Source organism: Marinococcus luteus, assembly GCF_034497705.1.
Classification (GTDB): Bacteria; Bacillota; Bacilli; order Bacillales; family Marinococcaceae; genus Marinococcus; species Marinococcus luteus_A.
In genome coordinates this window covers 38688-61976 of sequence record NZ_JAXRUV010000002.1, presented here as the reverse complement: position 1 = coordinate 61976, position 23289 = coordinate 38688, and the positions used below count along the sequence as shown (strand labels likewise).

25 protein-coding genes are annotated in these 23289 nt (G+C 47.4%); 18 read left to right on the top strand and 7 right to left on the bottom strand.

What is annotated here, in order from left to right; translation table 11 throughout:
- The first annotated feature begins 70 nt into the window (after nt 1-70).
- The gene (locus Q9M42_RS04355) at nt 71-871 is read left to right on the top strand and encodes a carotenoid biosynthesis protein (protein WP_322525315.1); all 801 of its coding nucleotides are present in this window, start codon (nt 71-73) and stop codon (nt 869-871) included.
- Nucleotides 872-1003: 132 nt separating this feature from the next.
- Here the strand turns inward: Q9M42_RS04355 and Q9M42_RS04350 are convergent, their stop codons facing one another.
- Nucleotides 1004-1273: a hypothetical protein gene (locus tag Q9M42_RS04350; protein WP_322525314.1), complete on the bottom strand. Its 270-nt coding sequence runs from the start codon at nt 1271-1273 to the stop codon at nt 1004-1006.
- Nucleotides 1274-1393: 120 nt separating this feature from the next.
- On the bottom strand, nt 1394-2038 hold the full coding sequence (locus Q9M42_RS04345) for a DsbA family oxidoreductase (protein WP_322525313.1): 645 nt from the start codon (nt 2036-2038) through the stop codon (nt 1394-1396).
- A gap of 186 nt (nt 2039-2224) precedes the next feature.
- Between Q9M42_RS04345 and Q9M42_RS04340 the strand changes: the two genes are divergently transcribed.
- The 3 genes from Q9M42_RS04340 (at nt 2225) to Q9M42_RS04330 (ending at nt 3713) form a co-directional block, all read left to right on the top strand.
- Entirely contained in the window at nt 2225-2509 is a 285-nt protein-coding gene (locus Q9M42_RS04340) for a YolD-like family protein (RefSeq protein WP_322525312.1), read from the top strand.
- Entirely contained in the window at nt 2506-2688 is a 183-nt protein-coding gene (locus tag Q9M42_RS04335) for a hypothetical protein (protein WP_322525311.1), read from the top strand. The genes Q9M42_RS04340 and Q9M42_RS04335 overlap by 4 nt, the downstream gene beginning before the upstream one ends.
- Nucleotides 2689-2807: 119 nt before the next feature.
- Nucleotides 2808-3713: a Gfo/Idh/MocA family protein gene (locus Q9M42_RS04330; protein ID WP_322525310.1), complete on the top strand. Its 906-nt coding sequence runs from the start codon at nt 2808-2810 to the stop codon at nt 3711-3713.
- A 47-nt stretch (nt 3714-3760) separates the two neighbouring features.
- Here the strand turns inward: Q9M42_RS04330 and Q9M42_RS04325 are convergent, their stop codons facing one another.
- Entirely contained in the window at nt 3761-4498 is a 738-nt protein-coding gene (locus Q9M42_RS04325) for a DeoR/GlpR family DNA-binding transcription regulator (protein WP_322525629.1), read from the bottom strand.
- Between the two features lie 356 nt (nt 4499-4854).
- Here Q9M42_RS04325 and Q9M42_RS04320 point away from each other — a divergent pair, with 356 nt between their 5' ends.
- Nucleotides 4855-5913, top strand: a complete 1059-nt coding sequence (locus Q9M42_RS04320) for an endo-1,4-beta-xylanase (protein ID WP_322525309.1) — start codon at nt 4855-4857, stop codon at nt 5911-5913.
- Nucleotides 5914-5927: 14 nt separating this feature from the next.
- Nucleotides 5928-8195, top strand: coding sequence for a glycosyltransferase (locus Q9M42_RS04315; protein WP_322525308.1), 2268 nt, complete (start codon nt 5928-5930; stop codon nt 8193-8195).
- 115 nt (nt 8196-8310) lie between these two features.
- Here Q9M42_RS04315 and Q9M42_RS04310 read toward each other — a convergent pair whose 3' ends face one another.
- A complete protein-coding gene (locus tag Q9M42_RS04310; RefSeq protein ID WP_322525307.1) occupies nt 8311-9162 on the bottom strand; it encodes a YihY/virulence factor BrkB family protein in 852 nt (283 codons plus the stop codon).
- Between the two features lie 168 nt (nt 9163-9330).
- Between Q9M42_RS04310 and Q9M42_RS04305 the strand changes: the two genes are divergently transcribed.
- On the top strand, nt 9331-9603 hold the full coding sequence (locus tag Q9M42_RS04305) for a DUF3219 family protein (protein ID WP_322525306.1): 273 nt from the start codon (nt 9331-9333) through the stop codon (nt 9601-9603).
- Nucleotides 9604-9625: 22 nt separating this feature from the next.
- Here Q9M42_RS04305 and Q9M42_RS04300 read toward each other — a convergent pair whose 3' ends face one another.
- Entirely contained in the window at nt 9626-10534 is a 909-nt protein-coding gene (locus tag Q9M42_RS04300; RefSeq protein WP_322525305.1) for a sulfotransferase, read from the bottom strand.
- Nucleotides 10535-10657: 123 nt separating this feature from the next.
- Nucleotides 10658-11224 carry a TIGR00730 family Rossman fold protein gene (locus Q9M42_RS04295; protein WP_322525304.1) on the bottom strand — a complete coding sequence of 189 codons (567 nt, stop codon included), beginning with the start codon at nt 11222-11224 and terminating at the stop codon, nt 10658-10660.
- A 121-nt stretch (nt 11225-11345) separates the two neighbouring features.
- Here Q9M42_RS04295 and Q9M42_RS04290 point away from each other — a divergent pair, with 121 nt between their 5' ends.
- The 3 genes from Q9M42_RS04290 (at nt 11346) to Q9M42_RS04280 (ending at nt 13947) form a co-directional block, all read left to right on the top strand.
- Nucleotides 11346-12779: an aminotransferase class I/II-fold pyridoxal phosphate-dependent enzyme gene (locus Q9M42_RS04290; RefSeq protein WP_322525303.1), complete on the top strand. Its 1434-nt coding sequence runs from the start codon at nt 11346-11348 to the stop codon at nt 12777-12779.
- A 6-nt stretch (nt 12780-12785) separates the two neighbouring features.
- Nucleotides 12786-13433: a dTMP kinase gene (tmk, locus tag Q9M42_RS04285; protein WP_322525302.1), complete on the top strand. Its 648-nt coding sequence runs from the start codon at nt 12786-12788 to the stop codon at nt 13431-13433.
- Nucleotides 13434-13521: 88 nt separating this feature from the next.
- Nucleotides 13522-13947 carry a DUF948 domain-containing protein gene (locus Q9M42_RS04280; RefSeq protein WP_322525301.1) on the top strand — a complete coding sequence of 142 codons (426 nt, stop codon included), beginning with the start codon at nt 13522-13524 and terminating at the stop codon, nt 13945-13947.
- Nucleotides 13948-13981: 34 nt separating this feature from the next.
- Here Q9M42_RS04280 and Q9M42_RS04275 read toward each other — a convergent pair whose 3' ends face one another.
- The gene (locus Q9M42_RS04275; RefSeq protein WP_322525300.1) at nt 13982-15316 is read right to left on the bottom strand and encodes a TolB family protein; all 1335 of its coding nucleotides are present in this window, start codon (nt 15314-15316) and stop codon (nt 13982-13984) included.
- Between the two features lie 265 nt (nt 15317-15581).
- Between Q9M42_RS04275 and Q9M42_RS04270 the strand changes: the two genes are divergently transcribed.
- The 8 genes from Q9M42_RS04270 to Q9M42_RS04235 all read left to right on the top strand — a co-directional run bounded on the left by Q9M42_RS04270 (nt 15582) and on the right by Q9M42_RS04235 (nt 23266).
- Nucleotides 15582-15911: a cyclic-di-AMP receptor gene (locus Q9M42_RS04270; protein WP_322525299.1), complete on the top strand. Its 330-nt coding sequence runs from the start codon at nt 15582-15584 to the stop codon at nt 15909-15911.
- A gap of 16 nt (nt 15912-15927) precedes the next feature.
- Nucleotides 15928-16917, top strand: a complete 990-nt coding sequence (gene holB, locus Q9M42_RS04265; RefSeq protein WP_322525298.1) for a DNA polymerase III subunit delta' — start codon at nt 15928-15930, stop codon at nt 16915-16917.
- 2 nt (nt 16918-16919) lie between these two features.
- Entirely contained in the window at nt 16920-17735 is an 816-nt protein-coding gene (locus Q9M42_RS04260) for a PSP1 domain-containing protein (RefSeq protein WP_322525628.1), read from the top strand.
- A 32-nt stretch (nt 17736-17767) separates the two neighbouring features.
- Nucleotides 17768-18136 (top strand): DNA replication initiation control protein YabA, encoded by a 369-nt coding sequence (yabA, locus tag Q9M42_RS04255; RefSeq protein ID WP_322525297.1) that lies wholly within the window; start codon nt 17768-17770, stop codon nt 18134-18136.
- A gap of 98 nt (nt 18137-18234) precedes the next feature.
- Complete coding sequence (locus Q9M42_RS04250) at nt 18235-18714, top strand: GNAT family N-acetyltransferase (protein WP_322525296.1); 480 nt, start codon at nt 18235-18237, stop codon at nt 18712-18714.
- Complete coding sequence (locus Q9M42_RS04245; protein ID WP_322525295.1) at nt 18711-19592, top strand: aldo/keto reductase; 882 nt, start codon at nt 18711-18713, stop codon at nt 19590-19592. Before Q9M42_RS04250 ends, Q9M42_RS04245 begins: the two co-directional genes overlap by 4 nt.
- 126 nt (nt 19593-19718) lie before the next feature.
- The gene (locus tag Q9M42_RS04240; protein ID WP_322525294.1) at nt 19719-21437 is read left to right on the top strand and encodes an ABC transporter ATP-binding protein; all 1719 of its coding nucleotides are present in this window, start codon (nt 19719-19721) and stop codon (nt 21435-21437) included.
- Nucleotides 21434-23266: an ABC transporter ATP-binding protein gene (locus tag Q9M42_RS04235; RefSeq protein ID WP_322525293.1), complete on the top strand. Its 1833-nt coding sequence runs from the start codon at nt 21434-21436 to the stop codon at nt 23264-23266. Before Q9M42_RS04240 ends, Q9M42_RS04235 begins: the two co-directional genes overlap by 4 nt.
- Nucleotides 23267-23289: the final 23 nt, after the last annotated feature.

Sequence of the window (23289 nt, the reverse complement as noted above, 5' to 3'; positions counted from 1 at the left end):
AGTTAAAACAGGTATTACCCGGGAAATAGAAAGGGGCATCCATTAATAGTCTGTAACTTCAGGAGGGGCCATGAGAAACTTACCGTTCGACATAGGTTTATTTCGTTTTTTTATCTTTTGGTACATATGCGGCATCATGCTGCTGACATTTGATTTGCTCCCGGTATGGCTGGAATGGGCAAACGCTGTTTTTCTTTATTTAACCGGAGTAATTGGAGCTTTTTTTCTGATTCGGTCTTACGGGGGCAAAACTGGAGGCGGACTGACTGCCATTATTTTTCTGCTTTCGATGTTTCTTGAAGGGATCGGTGTGCAGCTGAATCTCTTTTTTGGGAGCTATGAATATGCTTCTGATTTCGGGGCGATGGTCCTAGGGGTACCGCTGACGATTGGAGCAGCCTGGGTGGCCATCGTTTCCGGTTCACATGCGTTAATGCTGTATGTGCTGGGCATGCTTCCACGCCTGCGTGGATGGGGAGCGTTTATTCTTTATGTGCTACTGGGGGCGCTTTTAGTCACCGGAATTGATTTTGTGCTCGATCCTGTGAACTATCTGGTGCAGGGGTACTGGATATGGAATGAAGGCGGGTGGTATTACGATATTCCGTTTTCGAATTTCCAGGGATGGTTTATTATTGGCTTTCTTCTGCATACGATTATGTATTTAGTTCTTCATTTTCAGGGAAGATTGTTTGACGTGTCGGCTTACTGGCAGCCGCGCACTGCTGCTTTATATGTTCTACTTACCTTTATGTTTACCGTACTCGCGCTGTTAAATGCTCTCTGGCTCGCCGGGGGGATTGGAATTGGTATCATGATTTTTTGTTTTGTAGTACTTACAGGCAAAAAGCAGCAGGTTCAAAGAAAATAATAAAATATTAACAGGCTCTTCACACAAGCGTTACATTAGGGGCTTAATATAGGAGGTGTTGATCCCCCGGGTTCATCTCCCTGGACAGGGAACCCCTCTATGCGCCTCCCCGCACCCCCGGGGAGGCTTTTTTTATGCATCCAAAACGTTAAACAGCCTGGGAAGGGGGATGAGCTCAAGCGTTTTGTCTATTCGGGGGTCTGCGTTGGTTTGTTCTTCTAATCTGGCACAGTAAATTAATTGTTCCTCTTCAAGAAAATAAAGCGAGTCCTGTACCTTCCGCTCCTGAGTGCCGGTTAAATTCACTACGATCGATTCGTTTCTTTTCAAAGTATTTTCGGCAGCAGGGGCTGCATGTTTGTTTAGTTTATGGAGCGCACGATTCACTTTAACAGCAAGCATGGCGCAGGCCTCCTATTTTAAAATTATGGGAATAGGTTTCCCTGTGCTCAGGCGTATTAAGCTTTACTTTCGTCCTATCTTTATACGAAAAGCCCTTCCAGAAAGGAAGAGCTTCTACCGTTATGCCTGCTGCTTTTCATCCCAAACCTGCTGCAGAGCCTGTTCAAATGTTTCTGCCGGCTGGGCACCGGAGAGGGTGTACGTTTCATCGAATACATAAAAAGGAACCCCGTCAATTCCTATATAGGATGCTTCCTGCAAATCTTTTTGCACACTCGGAGTGTAGGCGTCCAGCTCGAGCAGCTCTTTCGTTTCTTCCTCCACAAGGCCGACATCTCCTGCAAGTCCGGCGAGAGTGTCGATATCTGCAATGTTTTTGGATTCGGTAAAATATGCGCGCAGGAGGCGCTCTGTCATGCGGTTGTTTTTGCCGCGTTCTGTGGCGAACTGCAGCAGCCGGTGGGCGTCGAAGGAATTAGCCGGTACTGCTGTGTCCATGTTGTATTCCAAACCAATATCCTGCGCCTGATCGGTGAGCTGCCGGTGAAACGCAAGCACCTGCTCCCGGTCCATGCCTTTTTGTTCAGACAGAAAGGTGTGAATGTCCGAATCCGGATTTTTTGGCATTTCCGGGTTCAGCTGAAAGCTGTGATAGACCACCTGCACCTGGTGTTTGAACGAAATGTTTTCCAAAGCGGTCTCAAAGCGCCGTTTTCCTAAATAACAAAACGGACACATTACATCAAACCAAATATCTACCTGCATGCTTTTCCTCCTTTAAAATACGCTATGTACAGTATGAAGAAAAAATTTTTTTCTGCCTACAGAAATGCTTACAGAGAGCGGTTTTTTCTGTTCAGATAATAATCCAGTAAAAAAATACCCTTTATTCGAACGTACGTTCTTGTATAATGGAAGTAATATACTTCTCTTTGAAGGGATGTGAGGCTGATGAATGAAGAACAAAAAACAATCGCCCGCATGATAGCGGCGGAATGGGAAAAAGAAACGGAGGACTGGAAACAGAAGGAACGTCTTCTCCGTAAAGCCTGGGCAGAAAAGCATGAATTGAAGCTGCGCTGGAAAAATGAAGAAAATGATGTAGAAACGACAGGGACATGCACGTATATTGATCACATTAAGCGGCTTATTCACTGGAAGGATGAACAAGGCAGTTATTATAACATTTCTTTTGACCGGATTCTTTCCGTACGAAAAGGGTGGGAGGAGTTGTGAAAAACGAAGAACTCAATTTACTCTCCGCTTATCTGGATAAACAGATTGATCATTTAACCAGTCGCACGCCCTACAGCAAAGAAGACGATCTGCTTTGTCTGGGCGGACGGCTTGCGTACCAGCAAATACGTGCTGAAGTACAGAAAATAGCAGAACAAAAAGAAAATTACTATAAATAATTTGGTGAAAAAACGGTGAAGAAACAATTTATGGTATTCTGAGGGAAGAAGATATTCAAAATTACCCTGTTGATTTTGAAACCGTTATCTTGATGAACTCAGGCCCGGGAGGGGACACCATGAAAATAGGAATGATTGGCATCGGGGACATTGCGAAAAAAGCGTATCTCCCGATTTTAAGCAACTTAAAAGATGTAGAACTGCACGTGTATACAAGAAACCCGGACACGTTAAAAGAAATTGCTGATACGTATACGATACCTCACACGTATCAGCAGATGGATGAGTGGCTGAGTTGCGGTATGAAAGCAGCATTTGTGCATACAGCTACCGTAGCGCATGAGCCTATTATAGATGCGCTGCTCGACATGGGCATCCACGTGTATGTGGACAAGCCTATTACGTACCACGCCGCATCTGCCCAACGGCTGCTCACCAAAGCCAAGGAGAAGCGGCTGCTGTTAATGACCGGCTTCAACCGCCGGCATGCGCCTTCCTATCAAAAGCTGATGGAAGCAGAGGATACGAATATGATTATCGTTCAAAAGCATCGGGGCCATCAGGCAGTGGATGCACGCACTTTTGTGTTTGACGACTTTATTCATGTGATTGATACGATTTTGTATTTGTTCCCGGAAACAATTGAGAACATGACGGTGAGCGGTAAAGGAGAATATGATCTCTTGCACCATGTGACGCTTCAGCTTGAGTCACCCAATGTGACAGCGCTCGGTATTATGAACCGCGAAGCCGGCACATCCCTGGAACGTGTAGACGTGATGAACCAGGAGCAGACGTTGACGGTAAGTAATGTCCGGGACGTGAGTGTTCATAAAAATAAAGACGTATGGCACCAGGGAGAAAACGACTGGGAATCCACGCTGAAAAAGCGCGGCTTTGAAACTATTATTACAACCTTTCTGGCTTTTGTGGAACAGGACATTATACCAGAATACATGTATGAACAGGCCTGGGAAACCCATCAAATGGCCGAAGACGTGGTCCAGCACCTTACCAGCTCGTAAATAAAAGCTCTGTCTCTCTGCAGCCACAGCAGAGAGACAGAGCTTTATTATGAAGGGAAAACAACCTCAATTCCGTGCTCTCCGAAAAAATCGAGCCACTCCTCCGCAGGTTTTTTGTTGGTTACCAGGCAGTCCACCTGTTCAAAAGGAAACGTTTTGACCAGGGAGACAGCTCCGAACTTTGTATGGTCGACAAGCAGAATAACCTGCCGGGCCTGATTCTGCATGTACTGCTTTAAATCAGCTTCCGGCTCATTCGTATCCATGATGCCCTGCGTCATGGAAATGCCTTTACAGCTGACAACAGCTGCATCGACGTTGTACTGCTGTGCTGAACGAATGGCTGACGGTCCCACCAGAGAACGCGAGTTTTTCCGAAGGCTTCCTCCAGTAGAAAAAACGTCAAAGGATGAAAACGCAAAGTCCTGAAGAATAGATACGCTGTTTGTAATAATGGTGAGATGATCCTTGGACTGCTGAAGCACTTGCAGTGCTTCATACACTGTGGAACTCGTGTCGGCCATAATGGAAGAGCCGTCCTTGATGAGCGGCGGAGCGAGCTGCGCAATGATTCTTTTTTCTTCCAGATTAATCGTATTTCTTGTCTGGTATGGAAGGTCTTCGCTCGTGCGTTCATTGAGCGTGGCTCCTCCGTAATTACGGGTAACAGTGCCTTCACGTTCAAGCTTTTCCAGGTCACGGCGAATCGTTTCCTCAGTGACGTTAAACGTTGAAGCAAGGGGAGCGACGAATACTTTTTTATCACTGTAGAGGGTGGATAGAATCTTTTCTCTTCATTCAAAAGCCAGCATATACGGTCCTCCTTATCACAGCTGCAGTCTTAATTTTATTAGTTACACTATAAGCATAAATCAGGCAGGAATACTGGTTTTTTAAGCAAAAATCTTTAAAAACAAAGGTTTTTTATACATAAAAACTTCGCAGTTCAACATAATTTGCCTTTCGTTTTAAATTTATGGATGTAGAAATAGATTGGAATTATCAATGGAAAAGTGTGGGTTAAAGCTTCTTAACGCACTAAAATAATGGTATCATTAAGTATAAATACATACGTAATTGGAAAAAAAAGTTATAAAATCAGCCTTTATAATGACAACACAAAAAAGGAGAAAATGCTGTTTTGAAGAAGATCGTTTTTGTAACAGCCGGGCTTCTGATCTTACTTATGGCAGGGGCAGGAGGATGGTTTGCAGTGAAATCAAACGCTTCACTTGGTACAAACGCTGAGAATTCCGGGCATTATATAGGTGCTTCGGTGCGCTGGGACCCGCTTTCGGACAATGAAAAGTATAAAGACTTGCTCGTTGAAGAATTCAGCAGTATCACGGTGGAAAACGAGATGAAGATGGAAGCCGTACAGCCTGAACCGGGAAATTACAGCTTTCAAAAAGCAGATGAAATTGTAGAGACTGCTGAACAAAATGACATGAAGGTCCGGGGCCACCCGCTTGTATGGGGCGAAGCGCTTCCCGGTTGGGTTCATGAAGAAGTAGTGGATGAACAAAGCGCTAAAGCGGTGCTGAAGGATCACGTGCAGACTATGGCCGGGCACTACAGCGGACGCGTGCAGGAATGGGACGTCGTTAACGAAGCCTGGAACGACGACGGAAGCTACAAGGAAACAATCTGGTTGGAGTACATAGGCCCGGAATATATTCCTCTTGCCTTCGAATGGGCACGCGAAGCGGCTCCAGAAGCAAAGCTTTACTACAATGATTACGGAAATGAAATGAAAAATGAAAAAACGGATGCTATGTTTGAAGCCTTGAACAGCTGGAAAAACGAGGGCGTCCCGATTGACGGTATTGGCATGCAGACTCACATTGATGCTGCCGATCCGAGATTTTCCAGGGAAAAGATGCAGGAGAACTTGAAGCGTTGGGGAACGGCTGGTTTTGAGACTGCTGTAACCGAGATGGATGTAAAGCTGCAAAATCTGGATGCTCCCCGAAAGGAACGTCTGGAGACACAGGCAGATATTTATGCAGATGTAACGGGCGTCTGTATGGAAGAGGAGTCCTGCAGCGGCCTTACCGTCTGGGGGGTTGGTGATGCAGAAAGCTGGGTCACTGAGCAGGAATCAGAAAACGGGGAGCCGCTGCTGTTTGACAGCAACTGGGAAGCGAAACCTGCCTATGACCGCATGAAACGAACATTTATTTTTAATCATATACTTTGACAGGGGGGCAGGACATGTATGACACATTCTGGTACATCTTAGCAGCAGAGATAATTGTACTAATGCTGCTGTATTTTTCAGCAAAAAAATGGCTATGGTCCCGGCACATACTGCTCTCCCTTTTTCTTATCATCAATGCTGTCTATCTTTTCTGGAGAGCGGCCGAAACGATTCCTACACTGGGCATCATCAGCTTTATCGCAGGGATCCTATTACTGGCCACAGAAATAATGGGCTATTTTCAGGCAATCATGTTTACGATTTTATCCTGGAAACCATTCAAACGAAAACATATTCCGCTCTCAGAGCTGGAAAGCCTGCCTACCGTCGATGTGTTTATCGCCACATATAACGAACCGGAAGACCTTCTGAAGCGCACCATGACTGCATGCACGATGATGCGCTATCCTGAAGAGCTACTTAGGGTGTACGTCTGCGATGACGGAAAAAGAGAGGCTGTGCGCCGTCTTGCAGAAAGCTTAGGTGTAGACTACATCTCCCGCCCCGGCAATGAACACGCGAAGGCTGGCAACTTGAATGATGCGTTAACAAGAACCGACGGGGAAATAGTCGTGACGATGGACGCTGATATGGTGCCAAAAGCCGAATTCCTCGAGCGCACCATCGGACAGTTCACGGACGAAAAAGTTTCGTTCGTCCAGGCACCGCAAGTGTTTTATAACGCGGATCCTTTTCAGTACAATTTGTTTTTTGAAGACAACATCACCAATGAGCAGGATTTTTTCATGCGCCGGCTTGAAGAAGGAAAAGACCGCTTTAACGCTACCATGTACGTAGGTAGTAACGCTCTGTTCCGCAGAAAATCGCTCGAGAATATCGGCGGATTTGCCACTGGGGTGATTACGGAAGATATGGCGACTGGGATGCTGCTTCAAACCGGGGACCAAAAGACGGTGTTTGTGAACGAAACTCTGGCCGTCGGGCTCGCCCCGGAAACATATGCTGACCTTTTAAAGCAGAGAGACCGCTGGTGCCGGGGCAATATCCAGGTCATGCGGAAATGGAATCCGATGAAAATCAAAGGCCTCTCCTTTATGCAGCGGCTGTTCTATATGGACGGCATCAACTACTGGTTCTTCGGCGTTTATAAAATGATTTTCCTGCTGGCGCCACTGTTGTTTTTGATTTTTTCCATTTACAGCCTGAATGCAGAGTTTGAAACGCTGGTGCTTTACTGGCTGCCGGCCTTTCTTTCATCCCAGCTGGCCTTTCGGTTAATGTCCGACCAAAAACGAACCGCGCTCTGGAGTCACGTTTATGAAGTAGCCATGGCGCCGTACATGGCAATTTCGGTAATTACGGAAGCGTTTATGCGGAAAAACATCAAGTTTAATGTCACAGCCAAGGGTATCCAAAATGACCGCCGGCAGTTTTTGTGGAGGGTCAGCATCCCTTATCTGGTACTGCTTGCGTTCACCTTTGTTGCGCTGGCTAGAGTAGTTCTGCATTTCACTACCTCCTTAACGCTTTTTCAAAACGAAGACGTACTGTACATTAATATTTTCTGGATTCTCTATAACGCTGTAGCTCTCGTATTGGCATTAATGGTTTCAGTGGAACGTCCACGTTTTCGCGGAGCCGAACGGCACAAAGTAGATCTGGAAGGCACTGTGTCAGCCGGAGGAAGCACGCTTCCGTGCAAAGTGCTGGATCTGAGTGAGACTGGGGTGCGTTTTGAAGTAGCACACCCGGAAGCAAAATCCTGGCTTTCCCATGAAGAACACTTTACGCTCAGCGCCGGTCCTATTAACGGGATCCACGTGCATAAGCTGTGGGTCGGCGGCCAGGCAGAGGCCGTAGCTGCTGCCGGAGGTAAATTTCAAAATGTGACTCTGGAGCAGTACCGGAGTTTAATCCAGGTCATGTTTTTAGAAATGACCGATATTTATACGAAACGTATATACGAGCGTTCTTCGCTTGGAAGAGCCTTTCTGAAGTTTTTCAGGGGTACGGAAAAACAGCCGGCTCAGGCAAAACGGATGTCAGTCCGGGAACAGGTAAATATGTCTGCAACTGTAAAAGTAAACAACGTTATTTATGAAGCAGTAGTCAAGGATTACAGCATGAGCGGCTGCCGAGTGCAGGTGAAAAACGTTAAAAGTATTCAGCCCGGAGATATTGTCTATATTTCCGGGAGAGAGGATCATTTTCCCGATAACTACGCACGGACCCAATGGATCCAGCAGCGGGGCCGTAAAACGTGGGTAGGGATGCAGTTTTTACAGGAAAGCATCAGCAGTCAGTCCTCAGGCATCAGCTGAACAAGGCAAAAAAGGAAGGCCCCTGCGAAGGGGGGCCTTTCTTTTACTATTTTTGACCTGATCCTGAAACGATAAGCCTTTATAAGAAAAAAGGGCTGCTCCTGGAGAGCATGGCTCACGTTTCTTCCGTGGAAGCGGACGTGGTGGAGGATTTCCCGCGCCTGCGGTGATAAATAACGTTCAGTTCAGCACCGATCATTAAAATCATGCCGGTCAGGAAGAACCATAGCATCAGAATAATAATACCACCAAGGCTTCCATAGGTGGCAGAGTAGTTGCCGAAGTTGCTGACATAAAAGGAAAAAGCGAGAGATATCAGCTGCCAGAGCACTGCAGCTGTGACAGCGCCGGGCAGAATTTCCTTCCACTTTAATGTTTTATTCGGGGCAAAACGGTATAGTACGAGAAGAACGGCAGACATTATAGTCAGGGCGACGACCCACCGGAGAATTTGAAACAGCAGCTCGGTCTGCGGTGGGAGTGCGACGACAGAGCTGATAAAATCAATGATCAGGTTGCCGAATATAGGGAGTATAAGAGCGGCAGCAAGCGCAATAATCATGCCGAGCGTCAGCGCAATGGAAAGGCCCCGGACTTTAAGGAATGAGCGTGTTTCTTCGATGTCGTATGCCGTATTAGAGGCGTTAATGAAAGCGTTGATCCCATTTGAAGCCGACCACAATGCACCGATCAGGCCGATAGTGAAAAGTCCGCCCCTTGGGGTTTCAACGATACTCAGAATGTTTTCCTCGAGCACAGAAGTCATGCCGCTTGGAGCTGTATTCTGCACAAGGGTGACGATGGCCTGGGAATCAATATTAAGAAGGGGAAGAATGGTAAGTATTAAAATCATCATTGGAAAAATGGAAAGCAGGTAATAGTAGGATTGGGCGGCGGCAAGTAATGGGACATCGTCCTTTTTAAACTCGCCCACGAGCTCTTTGACATAGGATTTGATGGTGTTCATATGTTATACCCCTCTCTTTGCAGCTTGGCTATACGTAGTTATACAAAGCCTTTCCTTACCGTACCACCAGGAGGGCAGGCTTAAACTGCCGTGGGAGGACTGGACATAATTATTGTAACGGGAGGTTTTATAGGGCAGAATGAAGCGGAGAACAAAAGGAGGAAAAAAATGATTTATATTAATAGCCGTGCGTTTCATGAAGAGGCATTGTTAAGAAACGATCGTACGGAAGAAGGAAAACGGCTCGTCGAATTTACGTTTCAGGTTACGCATGAGGAATATCACGATGTGACGGTATTGTTGTACGAAAATGACTTTAATGTGCAGGTGGGTGCAGCAGAACCGTTTCGGGCTGAGATTCTGCAGTATTCCACAGATACGGTGAATCTTTATGAACCTGGGAGCAGAAGCCTCTATACGCTCGCCTTGATTGAAAAATAACCGAAGAGCTGGGGCTCTTCGGTTAGCTCTTGGAATAATCTTTAATGTGATAGGCTTCGGCAAGCTTCTCATTATCCTTCTGGTATTTCAGCTGCAGCACTTTTTGAAGATTCACAGGGAGCGAGTACCTTTTGTAATGAAGGGCAAAGCTTGCGTTATTCTGCAGCAGCCGCCGCGGAGATACAATACCAATCTTTGGAATGTCGACAATGGGAATTTTACCGTTTGGATTCAGCGGTGTTTTAACAAAATAATTCAACTTGCGGGCGATTACTGCCTGCATAACTCCGTAGCTGCGGTTCAGCTTTGAGCGGTTATATTTTGGCACACGGTCGATGCCCATATACTGAAGCAGCTGCAAAATTTGCCCGTATTCATCGTTGCGAAAGTTTTCATACTGCAGCAGGTAATAGTTATCCGGTCCGAAAAGCTCTTCTATTTTTTGGAGATAGCGATAATAGTGATAATGATCCAGAATGCCATGGTCCTCCCAGTCTTTAAACAAAGCTTTGGCGCTCTTGTACCCGCCTTGATGGAGATATTGAACGTAGAGAGATGTCAGCAGGTCAATTTGATCCCGTACCCCAACGATAATATGAGTATCATACGTATCTGCCGGAAAAGTGCGGCGGAGGTCTTCAAGCACCTTTAGATTATTTTTTGATTTTTTTTGGGAAAACGGGCTCCCGGAGAGGCCTTCATAGGAAATAAGCACCGGCTTGTCCGGGTGCATAAATGCTTCAATGTTTGTGCGGATGGTATAAATATTTTCATCGCTCAGCCGTTTCAGCCTTAAATCATACAGTTCCTGATCGATGCGCTTTTTTCGTATGTATTTGATTTCCTGTTTTAGTTTAGGATACACATTCTGCTGTAAAAATGTAGTAGCTGTCTTGTGAAAACCGATATGTATAAACACTTTTTTTCGCATAGGTTCCTCCGTATAGTTTGTTTAATTATTAATATCATAACGAAAAATAAGATGCTCCGCAAAGCGTTTATCCGAGTGAGGTAATAATGAATGAAAAAGAGCACAGGCACAGCTTTATGCCTGTTACTCGTAGGACTTCTTTTCGAGCTCCGGATTTTCGCTGAGCTGCTGAAGAAGTTCTTCCGGAGAGTCAGAAACGATAATTTTATCGCGGTGGTCGGCAGGGAGAAACTGCTCCTGTTCCATATGGTTGAAAAATTGGAGCAGGTGATCATAATAGTGGTGAATGTTTAAAAGCGCACATGGTTTTTGGTGCACACCGATTTGGGCCCATGTAAACATTTCAAAAAACTCTTCAAGGGTCCCGGGCCCGCCCGGCAGCGCTATAAATCCATCGGCCAGTTCGGCCATTTTGGCTTTTCGCTCATGCATTGTAGATACTTTATAAAGCTTACTCAAGGAAGGATGGGCAATCTCCCGTTCAACGAGTTTGTCCGGTATAACTCCTATTACTTCACCTCCGGCTTCGAGCGCAGCATCTGCGAGGTGGCCCATCGTTCCTACGTTGGATCCGCCATAGACCAGTGTGCGCCCGGAGGAGGCTATCTCTCTGCCAAGAGCTGCTGCTGAATCTCTATATACGGGATCGCCTCCAAGGCGGGAGCCGCAAAATACAGCAATGCTTTTCATCAGGCATCTCTCCTTTAATATCTCAATCATTGAATAGTATAGCACGAGTAAAAAAAGAGAAAGAACAGTCAAATTTTCATGTTAAGATAAAAAATAGAGGCGAAAAGGGAGCGTGGTTGTCATGGTTTGCCAACAGGAGCAGCCTATAGTCCGCATGGTTCAGCAGCATATGGCCGGCCGGCCGGTCTCCTTTCACGTGCCCGGGCATAAAAACGGCACCGTTTTCCCGGCGTCGCTGCAGGAATGGAAAAACATATTTCCTTACGATTTGACAGAAATCACCGGACTCGACGACCTTCACCAGCCTGAAGAAGGGATTGCAGAAGCGGAACATTTAGCGGCGAAAGTGTTTGGGGCCGAAAAAACATGGTTTTTAATTAACGGATCTACGACCGGGAACCTTGCGATGGTGATGGCCGCCTTTTCTCCGGGAGACGAGGTGCTCGTGCAGCGTGATGCTCACAAATCGGTGATGAATGCGTTGAAGCTTGCCGGGGTTCGGGCTGTATTTGCACGGCCGGAAATAGATGAATATACACAGCTTTCCATCGGTATTTCCCGGGAAATACTGGCGGAGGCGTGGAGCCGTTACCCTTCGTTAAAAGGGGCGATCATCACTTCTCCTTCGTATGAAGGGTGGAGCAGTGATATATCCTCTCTTGCAGAGTTCGTACACAGGCATAAAGGAGTATTGCTCGTGGATGAAGCCCACGGAGCCCATTTTGCAGCAAGCCCGAATCTTCCGAAGGAGGCTCTCGCCCAGGGGGCGGATGTGGTCGTCCAGTCCGCGCATAAAATGCTGCCGGCCCTAACGATGAGTGCGTATCTGCATGTGTCCGGCTCCCGGGTTTCCCGTGAACGTCTATCCTATTATATGGGAATGCTGCAGTCGAGCAGTCCTTCATATCTGCTGCTCGCTTCGCTCGATGCTGCCCGTCATTACGTACATACAATGCAGCATGAGGGATGGAGTCCCGAACAGCTTTCCGCCCAAAAGCAGCAGCTTGAAGCAGTTATCGGCAGCAGGCTGATACAGCCGCCGGAGCACGTAGCTGCGGATCCGTTAAAATGGATGATCCCGGTGCCTGAAGGATATACAGGATGGGAGGTGCAGGAAGCCTTCGAACAGGAGCACATCTATTCAGAGCTTGCCGGCAGCAGCTACCTGCTGTGGACTCTGCCGCTGACCAGCGAACATATCAGCCTCCCTTTAAAGGCAGTTAAGAGAGTATGGGAAAAGCTTGAGCCCCGGCATGGGAACGTGGGCCAGTCCTTTTCCATGTTTGAATTGTTTCCCCGGCTCTCCGAAGGCGCCTGGGAAGAAGAGCCCGGCGGAGAAGAGTGGGTACTGCTTGAAAACGCAGAGAGAAGAACTGCAGCAGCGCCGCTGGTGCCCTATCCTCCGGGAATCCCTCTATGGCTTGAAGGAGAATACATGGATGCCGGAAGAATTCGCTATGCCCTTGACCTTCTGCAGAACGGGGGACGTCTGCAGGGTGGCAGTCAAAAAGATAACCGCTTTTTTGTAAAAGTAAAACATAGGAAGAAAGGATAGAGTCATATGCAGGAGACGAATAAAGGCAAGTTCATTACGTTGGAAGGAGGAGAAGGGTCCGGAAAGTCTACGGTTATTACAGCTCTCGAAAAGTGGCTGCAGGAAGAGGGATTCAAGGTGTTGAAAACGCGGGAGCCCGGTGGTATTCGGATTGCTGAAAAAATCCGTAGTCTGGTGCTCGAGCCGGAATATTCAGAGATGGATGCGCGCACAGAGGCACTGTTATACGCCGCAGCGAGACGCCAGCACCTGGTGGAACGGGTGTTCCCGGCTCTGGAAGAAGGAGCTGTGGTGCTCTGCGATCGCTTTGTGGACAGCAGCCTCGCCTACCAGGGGGCAGCCAGGGGGCTTGGCATAGATGAAGTGGCAGCTGTAAATGAGTTTGCGATCGAAGGACGTATGCCTGATCTCACGCTGTTGCTCGATGTAGATCCTGAGGAAGGGATAGCAAGAATCCAGCGGGCCGAAGAAAGGGAATGGAACCGCCTGGATAATGAAGCTGCGCGTTTTCATACAAGGGTACATGAAGCATATATGATGCTCGCGGAGAAATACCCGGCCCGTATTAAAAAAATCGATGCCGAAAAGCCGCTTGAAGAAGTAATTAAAGAATGCAGGGAAAAGGTACAGGCCTACCTAAACGTAAAAAGTTGAAGAAAAATACAAATTCAGTACATACAATAAAATAAAAACGGGAAAAGGCATTTAGGAAAATATCGCAAGTAAGGAAGGAGCCGGACAGATGATTGCTATTTTGTATGTGAGTATCGCTATCATTGTTTTGGCACTTGTCTGGTTAGTTATCGGTGTTGTTCAGGCTGTTAAAGCAGCATCTTCCCAGATGAAGACCATCAATGAAACAATGGAACGGATTCAAAAGAAAACAGACGGCCTGATTAATGAGTCGGAAACACTGACCCAGCGCCTGGAGGTTATTAACGATTCCGTCAACCGGGATATGGAGACGATCCAGGAGCTTACGAATACGCTTAAAGGTTCCAAAGAAGCCGTAGGAAAATATCACATAGCGACGCGTGCTGTAGCTACCGAAACGCTTCATGAAAATCAAAAGCTTACGAAAGAAAATGAACAGGTGGCACAAATACGTGACATCGGGGATACGGTGGTCGACCTGTACGCTAAATGGAAAAACCGTAAACAAGCATAGAAAAAAGCAGCAGGGACCGCCCCTGGCTGCTTTTTTACTGGGAAGAAGCTCTGTACTCGCGTATGCTCAGCCGGTACGATTGAATACCGGCGAACAGAAATAAAACACCTGTGCAGATAAAGAGAGGAACGACAAGTCCGGAGCAGATGGCAGCGAGCCATGGATAGGAGGTCTCTCCAAAATGGCAGAAGCCCCACAGCCCCAGAGCAACAACAGCGCTTGCCGCTCCGACCAGAAACGGACGGTATTTTTTATACGCTGCAATAATAAACCAACTGCCAAACAGAGTGTAGAAAAAACCAATTACATATACGTTGACTGCTTTCTGGGCTGCTCCGAGTCCTGCAGAGAGCAGCGAAGCCCCGGCCTGGTTCATATTAACCGGAACCACTTCATCGGTTCCGGACTCGCTGTTTACAATACGCAGTTCATACTCCGCGGGCCCCTCCGGCCAGTTTTTCTGGTGCATGTAGGCAATATCATCTGAATGATGAAAAAAAGAAGGAGAATCAATGTTATTTTCATGGTCGGTTAATCTTTTGGCCTGCATGTCCTCAAGATCATATAAAAATAAATCGTACTGGTAGTTGGACTCCTGGCTGGAAGCGACGTTGGTGGTGTAGGCATAGTGGCTTTCTGACGGTGAAGCTGTCGGATTGTACAGCCCCCCGGGGAGGTTGTTCGCAAATTCGATATGCTCCTCATATACTTTATTATTCAGGGTTTTCATTCCCACCTGCATTTCATCATCCGGGCCTTCGGTATAAGTATAAAGAAGCATATTGCCTGTAGCGTCTGGGGAGATGTTTCCCATTAAATATTTGCTTTCACTGGTGATTTTTTTGTAAGCTCCTCCGCCGGCAGGCATGGAGTAGATGCTAAACCCTTCCTCTGTGCTCCGGTCTGCTGATTTCCAGGCGTCTGCGGGCATCCCTAAAAAGTAAATGAGCGTGCCATCCGGCGAGTAGGCAGCATCGCGTACATGAAGCTCACTGCCGGTTAACCGTTCATGCTGGCTGCTTTCTGTCTCTGCTGTATAAATAGAGCGAATTGAATTATTTTGTTCCGATAAAAATAGAATATCCTCTGGCGAGTGCGGATGGAAAGAAGGAGAAAATTGCGGCTGTTTTAGGTCAGTAAGCGGTTCAGGGTTTTTGCCATCAGTGGTTGAGGTATATATTTTCTCCTGGCCGTCCGTGATATAGGTGAATGCCAATTTGTCATCAGAAGGAGCGACAGACAAGCTGCTTCCCATTCCGTCAAAGGACCGGTAAGGATCTTCTGCCTTGGAATAGCCAATAGCTGTAGAACTTATTAATAAAACGGCGGTAATAAGTACAGCGCGGATCAGCCAGCGGGGAAAGCGCATGAGTCCAACTTCCTTTCTTCTTTAATCTAATGGTTCGATAATGCCATAAATAGGAAACTATTACTTGAAGTATTCCATATTTTGCTTTCAGCTTCAATTACAGTGTATTTATTCCCGAACATTGATCAAAAGGTCTTAGGCTTAAGTATTGAATTCGGCATTCAAAAAACGGCTGTTTCGTTGGTATGCTTCACTTTTTACTGTATATACAGTAAAATAAAAATAATAAATATTGTGGATTTGGACGGAATAGGAGGTACGGAGCATGAAGCTGTTAGTGGCTGTGGTGCAGGATAAAGATAGTAACCGGTTGTCTAATGCGCTGGTGGAAGCAAATTTTCAGGCGACTAGGCTCGCGAGTACTGGCGGTTTTTTGAAAGCCGGAAGCACTACGTTTTTAATCGGTGTGGAAGATGAGCAGGTGGATGAAGTAAAGATGGTCATCCAGGAAAACTGCAAAACCCGGGAACAGCTTGTCGCTCCTGTTTCGCCTATGGGCGGAAATGCGGATTCCTACGTTCCCTATCCTGTGGAAGTACAGGTCGGTGGAGCGACCGTTTTTCAATTAAACGTGGAAGAGTTTGAAAAATATTAAAGACGGAGAGATTAACATGAGTTGGGAAGCCATGCAGGAAGAACAGCCTACAGTAATGTCGCTGTTGGAAAGAAGCATGAACAAAGACCGCGTGGCCCATGCTTATATATTTGAAGGAAAAGCGGGTGCCGGTAAGCGTGAAACAGCGCTTCTGATGGCACAGCGCTTTTTTTGCGTAGAAAAAAATGGCCCAGCGCCGTGCGGAGAATGCCGGGAATGTCGAAGAATCACGCACGGGAACCATTCGGAAGTAATGTTTTTACAGCCGGAAGGTGCTTCGATCAAAAAAGCACAGGTGGAAATGCTTCAAAAAGAATTCACCTATAAAGGAATGGAAGCCCGATTAAAAATTTATATTATTGAAGACGCTGACCGTATGACGGCTAGTGCAGCCAACAGCCTGCTGAAGTTTCTCGAAGAACCGGAAAGCCCGACGCTCGCCATTTTATTAACCGAAAATGCTCATTTTCTGCTGGACACGATTCAGTCCCGTGCCCAAAAGATTGCGTTTTCTCCTCCCTCCTTGGAGCGTCGCCGCCATTTGTTTCAGGAAAGGGAAGGTACAGGGGAAATTGCGGCTGGTCTGCTTGCAAAACTGCCTCATGTCCCTGAGCGTGAAAACGACGCAGCACAGGCTGAGTGGATTGTACAGGGTCGAAATCTAGTGATACAATTAACGGAAGAGGTGCATCAGCGCCTTCACAGTGCATTATTGACACTGCAGGATAAATGGCTTGTACATTTTTCAGATAGAGAAGAACTGGACATCGGCTTAGATATGCTGCTTTTTTGGTATCGCGACCTCCTGTCGATCACATACGGTTCGGATGACATCACATACTTCGATCAAAAAGCGACATTGGAACGAGTAGCCCTTCGTTTTTCAGAGATGGAGGTCGTTGCCCGACTGCAGGCAATTTTAGAAGCAAAGCGCCGGCTCCGGGCTAACGCGAATGCGCAGCTTCTGATGGAACAGCTGCTGATCCAGTTACAGGAGGGATCATGACATTGCATGATGTAGTAGGCGTCCGGTTTAAAAAGGCGGGAAAGATTTATTACTTTTCCCCGAACGGCCATGACGCACAGGTAGAAAGCTGGGTCATAGTAGAAACGGCCAGAGGAATTGAGTACGGGAAAGTAGTGCTTGAAAATAAGCAGGTCAGCGGCGACGACGTCGTACTGCCGCTTAAAAAAGTTATGAGGCTTGCCGATGAGGATGATCATGCCGCTGTGAAAGAAAATAAACAGCTTGAGCAGGAAGCATATGATCTCGGCTGCGAAAAAATTGCGACGCATCAGCTGGATATGAACCTGGTGAATGTGGAATATACCTTTGACCGGAATAAAATTTTGTTTTATTTCACTGCGGAGGGACGGGTGGATTTCCGTCAGCTGGTGAAGGACTTAGCTTCCCAGTTTCGTACGAGGATTGAACTCCGGCAGATCGGTGTCCGGGACGAAGCCAAAATGCTCGGCGGGATCGGACCGTGCGGAAGAATGCTTTGCTGTTCGACGTTTCTCGGGGATTTTGAGCCGGTTTCCATCAAGATGGCAAAAGATCAGAATCTTTCCTTAAATCCGGCAAAGATTTCCGGCCTGTGCGGCAGGCTTATGTGCTGTCTGAAATATGAAAACGATCATTATGAAACAGCCAAGCGTGAAATGCCGGACGTTGGAGAGCATATTAATACCCCGGAAGGCAAAGGAAAGGTAGCCGGTATCAATATTTTAGAACGTCTCGTACAGGTAAACTACGCAGAAGAAGAGAGAGTATTGGAATTTTCGCTGGATGAGCTGCTTGATGAAGGCTTCATCGCAGGATAACAGTTAAACGGACGGAGAAGGTGGGGGTGCGAGTGGATAAAAAAGAAATCTTCTCCCAGGTGATTCATATGGAAGAGCGGATCGGAAGGCTCCATGATGAACTGGGAGAGCTCAAAGAACAGCTGGCGATGCTTATTGAAGAGAACCAGGCACTCGTACTTGAAAATCAGCATCTGCGTCAGCGGGTGGAAGACAGCGGTGAGGAAATTCAGGAAAAGGAATTAGCCGGAGGAACGTCCGAGCCGGGTCCGAGCCGCATTCAGACGAGCAGCATGGGGGAGGGCTATGACAACCTTGCCCGCCTGTACCATGAAGGCTTCCACATTTGTAATATGCATTACGGCAGCCTGCGGACGGATGGAGACTGTTTATTCTGCCTCTCGTTTTTAAATCAAAAATAAGGAACAAGCACTCTGGAACCGCCTGTCTGTAAAGACAAGCGGTTTCGTTTATATCTTCAGAAGACAAAGTGATGCATTTTCAGCGAGGGGGGCATGCAATGATCAGGCCTGTACGAGAGGAAGACTATGAAGCGGTGCGCCGGGTCGCTGAGATCACGTGGGAGCATACGTATGAAAATTTAATACCAGCCCGTGCAAGAGAGGCGTTCATTGAAGCTGCTTACTCTAAAAAAATGTTTGATGTTAAACGCGGGGAATCCATATTTTTAGCCGCAGTTAGCGAAAGTGTTCTGATAGGCTATATTAATTTGCTCCAGCAGGAGGAAGCAGAGCTTGCAGCTCTTTACGTGCTGCCCGGATATCAGCGCGCCGGCTGGGGACAAAAGCTGTTCGACGCCGGGATGAAATATATTTCTACTGAAAAGAAAACGATGACAGTGTATGTGGAAGAGGGAAACACACGGGCTGAAGCTTTTTATGAAAAGCAGGGCTTCCGGGAAACAGAGCGCTTCACAGAAATGTTCATGGAAACGCCGTTAAAAACAATAAAGATGGAGAGAGGACTGAATCATCAATGAGTGATATTTCAAAAACCATCAAAGAGCACGTTCAGGCACGCACGGTGACCCTCCGGGACGGCACAGAGCTTCCGTCGCTTGGTCAGGGAACATGGCATATGGGGGACAATGCCGGGCTGAGGGAGCAGGAAATAGAAGCACTGAGGACAGGACTTGATTATGGAATGACGGTGATTGATACAGCCGAAATGTATGGAGGAGGTAAAGCAGAGCAGCTGGCGGGAGAGGCATTGGAAGGAAGAAGAGAGGAAGCCTTTCTTGTTTCCAAGGTTCTTCCCAACAACGCCGGCGGCGAGAAGCTTGAAAAAGCATGCGAAGGGTCGCTCAGCCGTCTCGGGGTGGAACAGCTGGATTTGTATTTACTCCACTGGCGCGGAAGCGTCCCCCTCAAAGAAACAGTGAGGGGCATGGAAAAATTAAAGGCAGATGGAAAAATCAAACGGTGGGGTGTTTCCAACCTCGATACCCGGGAGATGAAAGAGCTGCTCTCGCTCGAAAACGGAGACGATGCTGTCTGCAATCAAGTATTGTATCACCTGGCTTCACGGGGGATTGAATTTGATCTGATGCCTTGGATGAAGGAGCAGCGGATGCCGGTAATGGCATACTGTCCACTTGATCAGGGAGGAGGGCATACGCTTGGAGAAAGCCGGACCCTGCAGAGAATCGCTGAGCGCCGGGGCATGACCCCGCTACAGATTGCCCTTGCCTGGACCATTCGTTCAGGGATGGTGTTGAGCATTCCGAAGACGTCCAATCCGGAGCATGTGCGGGAAAATGCCGAGGCGGCTAGTATTACACTGACAAATGAAGAAGTCGAAATGCTGGATCGTGCTTTTCCGAAGCCGCAGACAAAGCAACCGCTCGATATCGTATAGCTGCCCACCGGCCTTTTCGTATGAGAAGGTCGGTTTTTGTGCTGGATCGAGAAGAAATAAGCTGCAGGCGTGTGCTAAAATATAAATAATTCTTTACGCGGGCAGAAATGTGCAAGGGGTCTTTTGATGAAAACTATTTTACGCTACGTTCGTCCTTATAGAGCAGCAGCAGTGTTGTCTTTTTTTCTGCTTTTGATTGAATTATCGGTTGAATTATTTCAGCCGCTTCTTCTTGCTAGGCTGATCGATGAAGGTCTGGCAAACAATGACATCGGCCTGGTTGTAAGCCTTGGGTTTGCGATGGCCGGCCTTGCCCTGCTCAGCTTTGGTGTCGGGGTACTGAACTGTTTTTTTGCAGATCATGTCGGGCACAGCACCGGCTTTGATCTGCGCAATGAAATGTATAAGCGTGTTCAGGAGTCGAGCCTGGAGAATCTGCAGGATTTCCCGCAGTCCTCGTTACTGACCAGGCTTACCAATGACATTACCCAGATACAAAACATGATTGTAATGATGCTCCGGTTTATGCTTCGTTCGCCGCTTTTGCTAATTGGCGCGACAGTTATGGCTTTTGTGGTAAATGCCCGAATGGCGCTCGTACTGGTGATTTTTATTCCTTTTTTACTGTTGATCCTCGCATGGCTGATGAAAAAAGGAATGACTTATTTCGGCAGTTTGCAAAAGCGTATCGATGCTGTGAACAGGGTGATGAAGGAAAACCTTGGCGGCCTTAGGCTTGTGCGGGTTTTTGGCCGCGAGCAGCATGAAATTAAACGTTTTTTTGTGCAGAATGAAGCTCTCCAGGCGAGTGCTGTCAAAGCTTTTCGCTATACAGCTCTCACTTCGCCGATCCTTTTGTTTTTAATGAACGCAGCGATTGTGCTCATGCTTTGGATCGGAGGATCTGCCGTGCAGAACAACGAGGCCCAGGTAGGTGAGGTGGTAGCGGTAGTGAACTATGCTGCAAGAATGACTGGCGCTCTTGGCGTTGTCGGTATGCTGATTACACTGATTGCCCGGGCGAGAACCTCCGCCTCGCGGATTGAAGAGGTGCTTGAAGGTGCAGAAAAGGAAAATTCCGGCCAGGAGGACGTAAAAGAAGAAGGAAGTATAGACGTCCAGTTTGAGAATGTGACTTTTGCTTATAGCGATAGCCGGGTCCCGGCTCTGAATGATGTGACGTTTCACGTGAAACGCGGCGAGCAGATGGCGGTTCTCGGGGCGACCGGGGCTGGTAAATCTTCTTTGTTTCAGTTAATGCTTCGTTTGTATGAGCCGGTCAGCGGCCGCCTTTTTATTGATGATGCAGAAACCAGGGATCTTAACATTACTTCGTTAAGAACCCAGATTGGCTACGTACCCCAGGAGGCAAAATTGTTTTCAGGAACGATTCAAGAAAATATTCAGTGGGGGCGTGAGGAAGCCGGAGCTGATGAAATAAGCAGAGCGGTGGAGACGGCCCAGCTTGAGGAAACGATCCAGGCCCTGCCTGAGCAGGAGCAGACGATGATCGGCCAAAATGGCGTAAATCTTTCGGGGGGCCAGAAACAGCGGGTGACGATTGCCCGGGCATTGCTGAGAAACCCGGGACTTTTGCTCCTCGATGACAGCACGAGCGCGCTGGATGCGGAAACGGAGGCACAATTTCTAGAGGCTCTCAGAGCGTACCCATGCACCTCTATTTTAGTGACTCAAAAGCTTTCTACGGCACTGAAGGCGGATAAAATGCTGCTTCTTGAGCACGGGGAAGTCATCGGATTCGGCACTCATGAAGAGCTTTATGATGAGTCTGCATTCTACAGACAGCTGTATCAATCACAGTACGGGAAGGAGGCGGCGACATGAAAAGGCACTGGATTACCTCGCCGTTTCAATATAAACACCCGGACATTGATCCTTCCCGGGCAGACGACCGCCCGGACACTGACCAGATACAGAACTGGAAACGTACCACAGCCCGGCTCTGGTCTTATCTGTCCGTTCAGAAATGGCGGCTGACGGCTGTTTTTATCTGCGTGCTTTTTACTGCTGCCTTTATGCTTTCAGGGCCGCTGCTTCTTGGTCATATCGTCGACCAGTATTTAGTGCCTCAGCGGCTCGAAGGGCTTGGAACGATACTGTTACTGTTGTTTGCTGTGTACGTTGGGTGGGGAGTCATGAGCACCATCCAGACTTATGTGATGATTTCTCTTGCCCAGCAGGCCGTTTTTAAGCTTCGTTACCACCTTTTTTCTCATCTGCAGACATTGCCGTTGTCGTTTTTTGACAAACGGCAGGACGGCTCCATCATGAGCAGAATGACGAACGATATGGATAACATATCAACCACCTTAAACACCTCGGTCGTGCAGATCATGACGAGCCTGTTAACGTTTACCGGTATTCTCATTATTATGTTAGTGATCAGCCCGCTTCTCACCTTTTTTACACTTTTATTTCTGCCGGTCATGTTTTTTGGTCTGCGCTGGATTACCAGGCGGACCAGACTGTTGTTTCAAAAGCAGCAGCAGGCAGTTGGAGCCGTGAATGGGTATGCTGAAGAGACGATTTCCGGCCAATCAATCGTGAAGGTATTTTCCAAAGAGCCGCGCGTCATGAAGAACTTTGAACAGGAAAGTGAAACCCTTCGTCATGCAGGGTTTTGGGCTCAGACGTATTCGGGTTTTATCCCGAAATGGATGAATTTTTTAAACAATATTAATTTCGCGGTTACGGCAGGAGCCGGAGGCATTTTGGCGTATTATGGTGTGGGGGCAGTTACTATTGGTACGATCGTGATTTTTGTGGAATATTCCCGTCAGTTTACCCGGCCTTTGAACGACCTGGCGAATCAGTTTAATGCTCTGTTTGCGGCGCTTGCCGGGGCAGAAAGAATTTTTTCGTTTCTGGACGAAAAGGCGGAGGATCACCGGGAAGAGAAAGGAACAGCCAAGACTGTTTCCGGGGAAGTGAAGTTTCAGGGCGTTACGTTTGGTTATGAAAACGAAAAGGTGCTCCGCGGCATTGATTTTCATGTGAAGGCCGGCGAGACAGCTGCTTTTATAGGCCCTACCGGTTCCGGGAAAACGACCGTTATGAATTTAATTATCGGTTTTTACACGGCGGAAGCCGGAGAGATTTACGTGGACCAGACACCTCTTTCTGAATGGAACATTAAACATCTTCGGAAGCAGATGAGCGTAGTTCTGCAGGATGATTTTCTGTTTGAAAAAACGGTAATGGAAAACATACGCTACGGTAACCTGGAGGCCACGGATGAAGAAGTAATAGAAGCAGCAAAAGCGGCTAACGCCCATGCATTTATCGAGCGGCTGCCGGAAGGATATCAGACGATGCTTGGGAAGGAAGGAAGCGGGTTCAGTCACGGGCAGCGGCAGCTGCTTTCCATCGCCAAGGCAGTCCTATCCGACCCGAAAATTCTGATTCTTGATGAAGCAACGTCAAGCGTGGACACAGTAACGGAGATGAGAATACAGGAGGCGCTGGGACGTTTAATGAAAGGTCGTACTTCTTTTGTAGTGGCGCACCGCTTAAACACTATTGAAAAAGCAGATATCATCTATGTAATGGATGATGGAGAAATTGCAGAACAGGGAACGCACAGAGAACTTCTTCGAAAGCATGGACGATATGCAGCTTTTCAGGAGGCCAATCAGCAGAAGGTGGATATATGAAAAAAACTGTGAATCAATACAAA

Coding starts and splice junctions, on each gene's coding strand:
- Q9M42_RS04355 (WP_322525315.1), top strand. CDS start 71: ATGAGAAACTTACCGTTCGACATAGGTTTATTTCGTTTTTTTATCTTT.
- Q9M42_RS04350 (WP_322525314.1), bottom strand. CDS start 1,273: ATGCTTGCTGTTAAAGTGAATCGTGCGCTCCATAAACTAAACAAACAT.
- Q9M42_RS04345 (WP_322525313.1), bottom strand. CDS start 2,038: ATGCAGGTAGATATTTGGTTTGATGTAATGTGTCCGTTTTGTTATTTA.
- Q9M42_RS04340 (WP_322525312.1), top strand. CDS start 2,225: ATGAATGAAGAACAAAAAACAATCGCCCGCATGATAGCGGCGGAATGG.
- Q9M42_RS04330 (WP_322525310.1), top strand. CDS start 2,808: ATGAAAATAGGAATGATTGGCATCGGGGACATTGCGAAAAAAGCGTAT.
- Q9M42_RS04315 (WP_322525308.1), top strand. CDS start 5,928: ATGTATGACACATTCTGGTACATCTTAGCAGCAGAGATAATTGTACTA.
- Q9M42_RS04310 (WP_322525307.1), bottom strand. CDS start 9,162: ATGAACACCATCAAATCCTATGTCAAAGAGCTCGTGGGCGAGTTTAAA.
- Q9M42_RS04305 (WP_322525306.1), top strand. CDS start 9,331: ATGATTTATATTAATAGCCGTGCGTTTCATGAAGAGGCATTGTTAAGA.
- Q9M42_RS04300 (WP_322525305.1), bottom strand. CDS start 10,534: ATGCGAAAAAAAGTGTTTATACATATCGGTTTTCACAAGACAGCTACT.
- Q9M42_RS04295 (WP_322525304.1), bottom strand. CDS start 11,224: ATGAAAAGCATTGCTGTATTTTGCGGCTCCCGCCTTGGAGGCGATCCC.
- Q9M42_RS04290 (WP_322525303.1), top strand. CDS start 11,346: ATGGTTTGCCAACAGGAGCAGCCTATAGTCCGCATGGTTCAGCAGCAT.
- tmk (WP_322525302.1), top strand. CDS start 12,786: ATGCAGGAGACGAATAAAGGCAAGTTCATTACGTTGGAAGGAGGAGAA.
- Q9M42_RS04280 (WP_322525301.1), top strand. CDS start 13,522: ATGATTGCTATTTTGTATGTGAGTATCGCTATCATTGTTTTGGCACTT.
- Q9M42_RS04275 (WP_322525300.1), bottom strand. CDS start 15,316: ATGCGCTTTCCCCGCTGGCTGATCCGCGCTGTACTTATTACCGCCGTT.
- Q9M42_RS04270 (WP_322525299.1), top strand. CDS start 15,582: ATGAAGCTGTTAGTGGCTGTGGTGCAGGATAAAGATAGTAACCGGTTG.
- holB (WP_322525298.1), top strand. CDS start 15,928: ATGAGTTGGGAAGCCATGCAGGAAGAACAGCCTACAGTAATGTCGCTG.
- Q9M42_RS04250 (WP_322525296.1), top strand. CDS start 18,235: ATGATCAGGCCTGTACGAGAGGAAGACTATGAAGCGGTGCGCCGGGTC.
- Q9M42_RS04245 (WP_322525295.1), top strand. CDS start 18,711: ATGAGTGATATTTCAAAAACCATCAAAGAGCACGTTCAGGCACGCACG.
- Q9M42_RS04240 (WP_322525294.1), top strand. CDS start 19,719: ATGAAAACTATTTTACGCTACGTTCGTCCTTATAGAGCAGCAGCAGTG.
- Q9M42_RS04235 (WP_322525293.1), top strand. CDS start 21,434: ATGAAAAGGCACTGGATTACCTCGCCGTTTCAATATAAACACCCGGAC.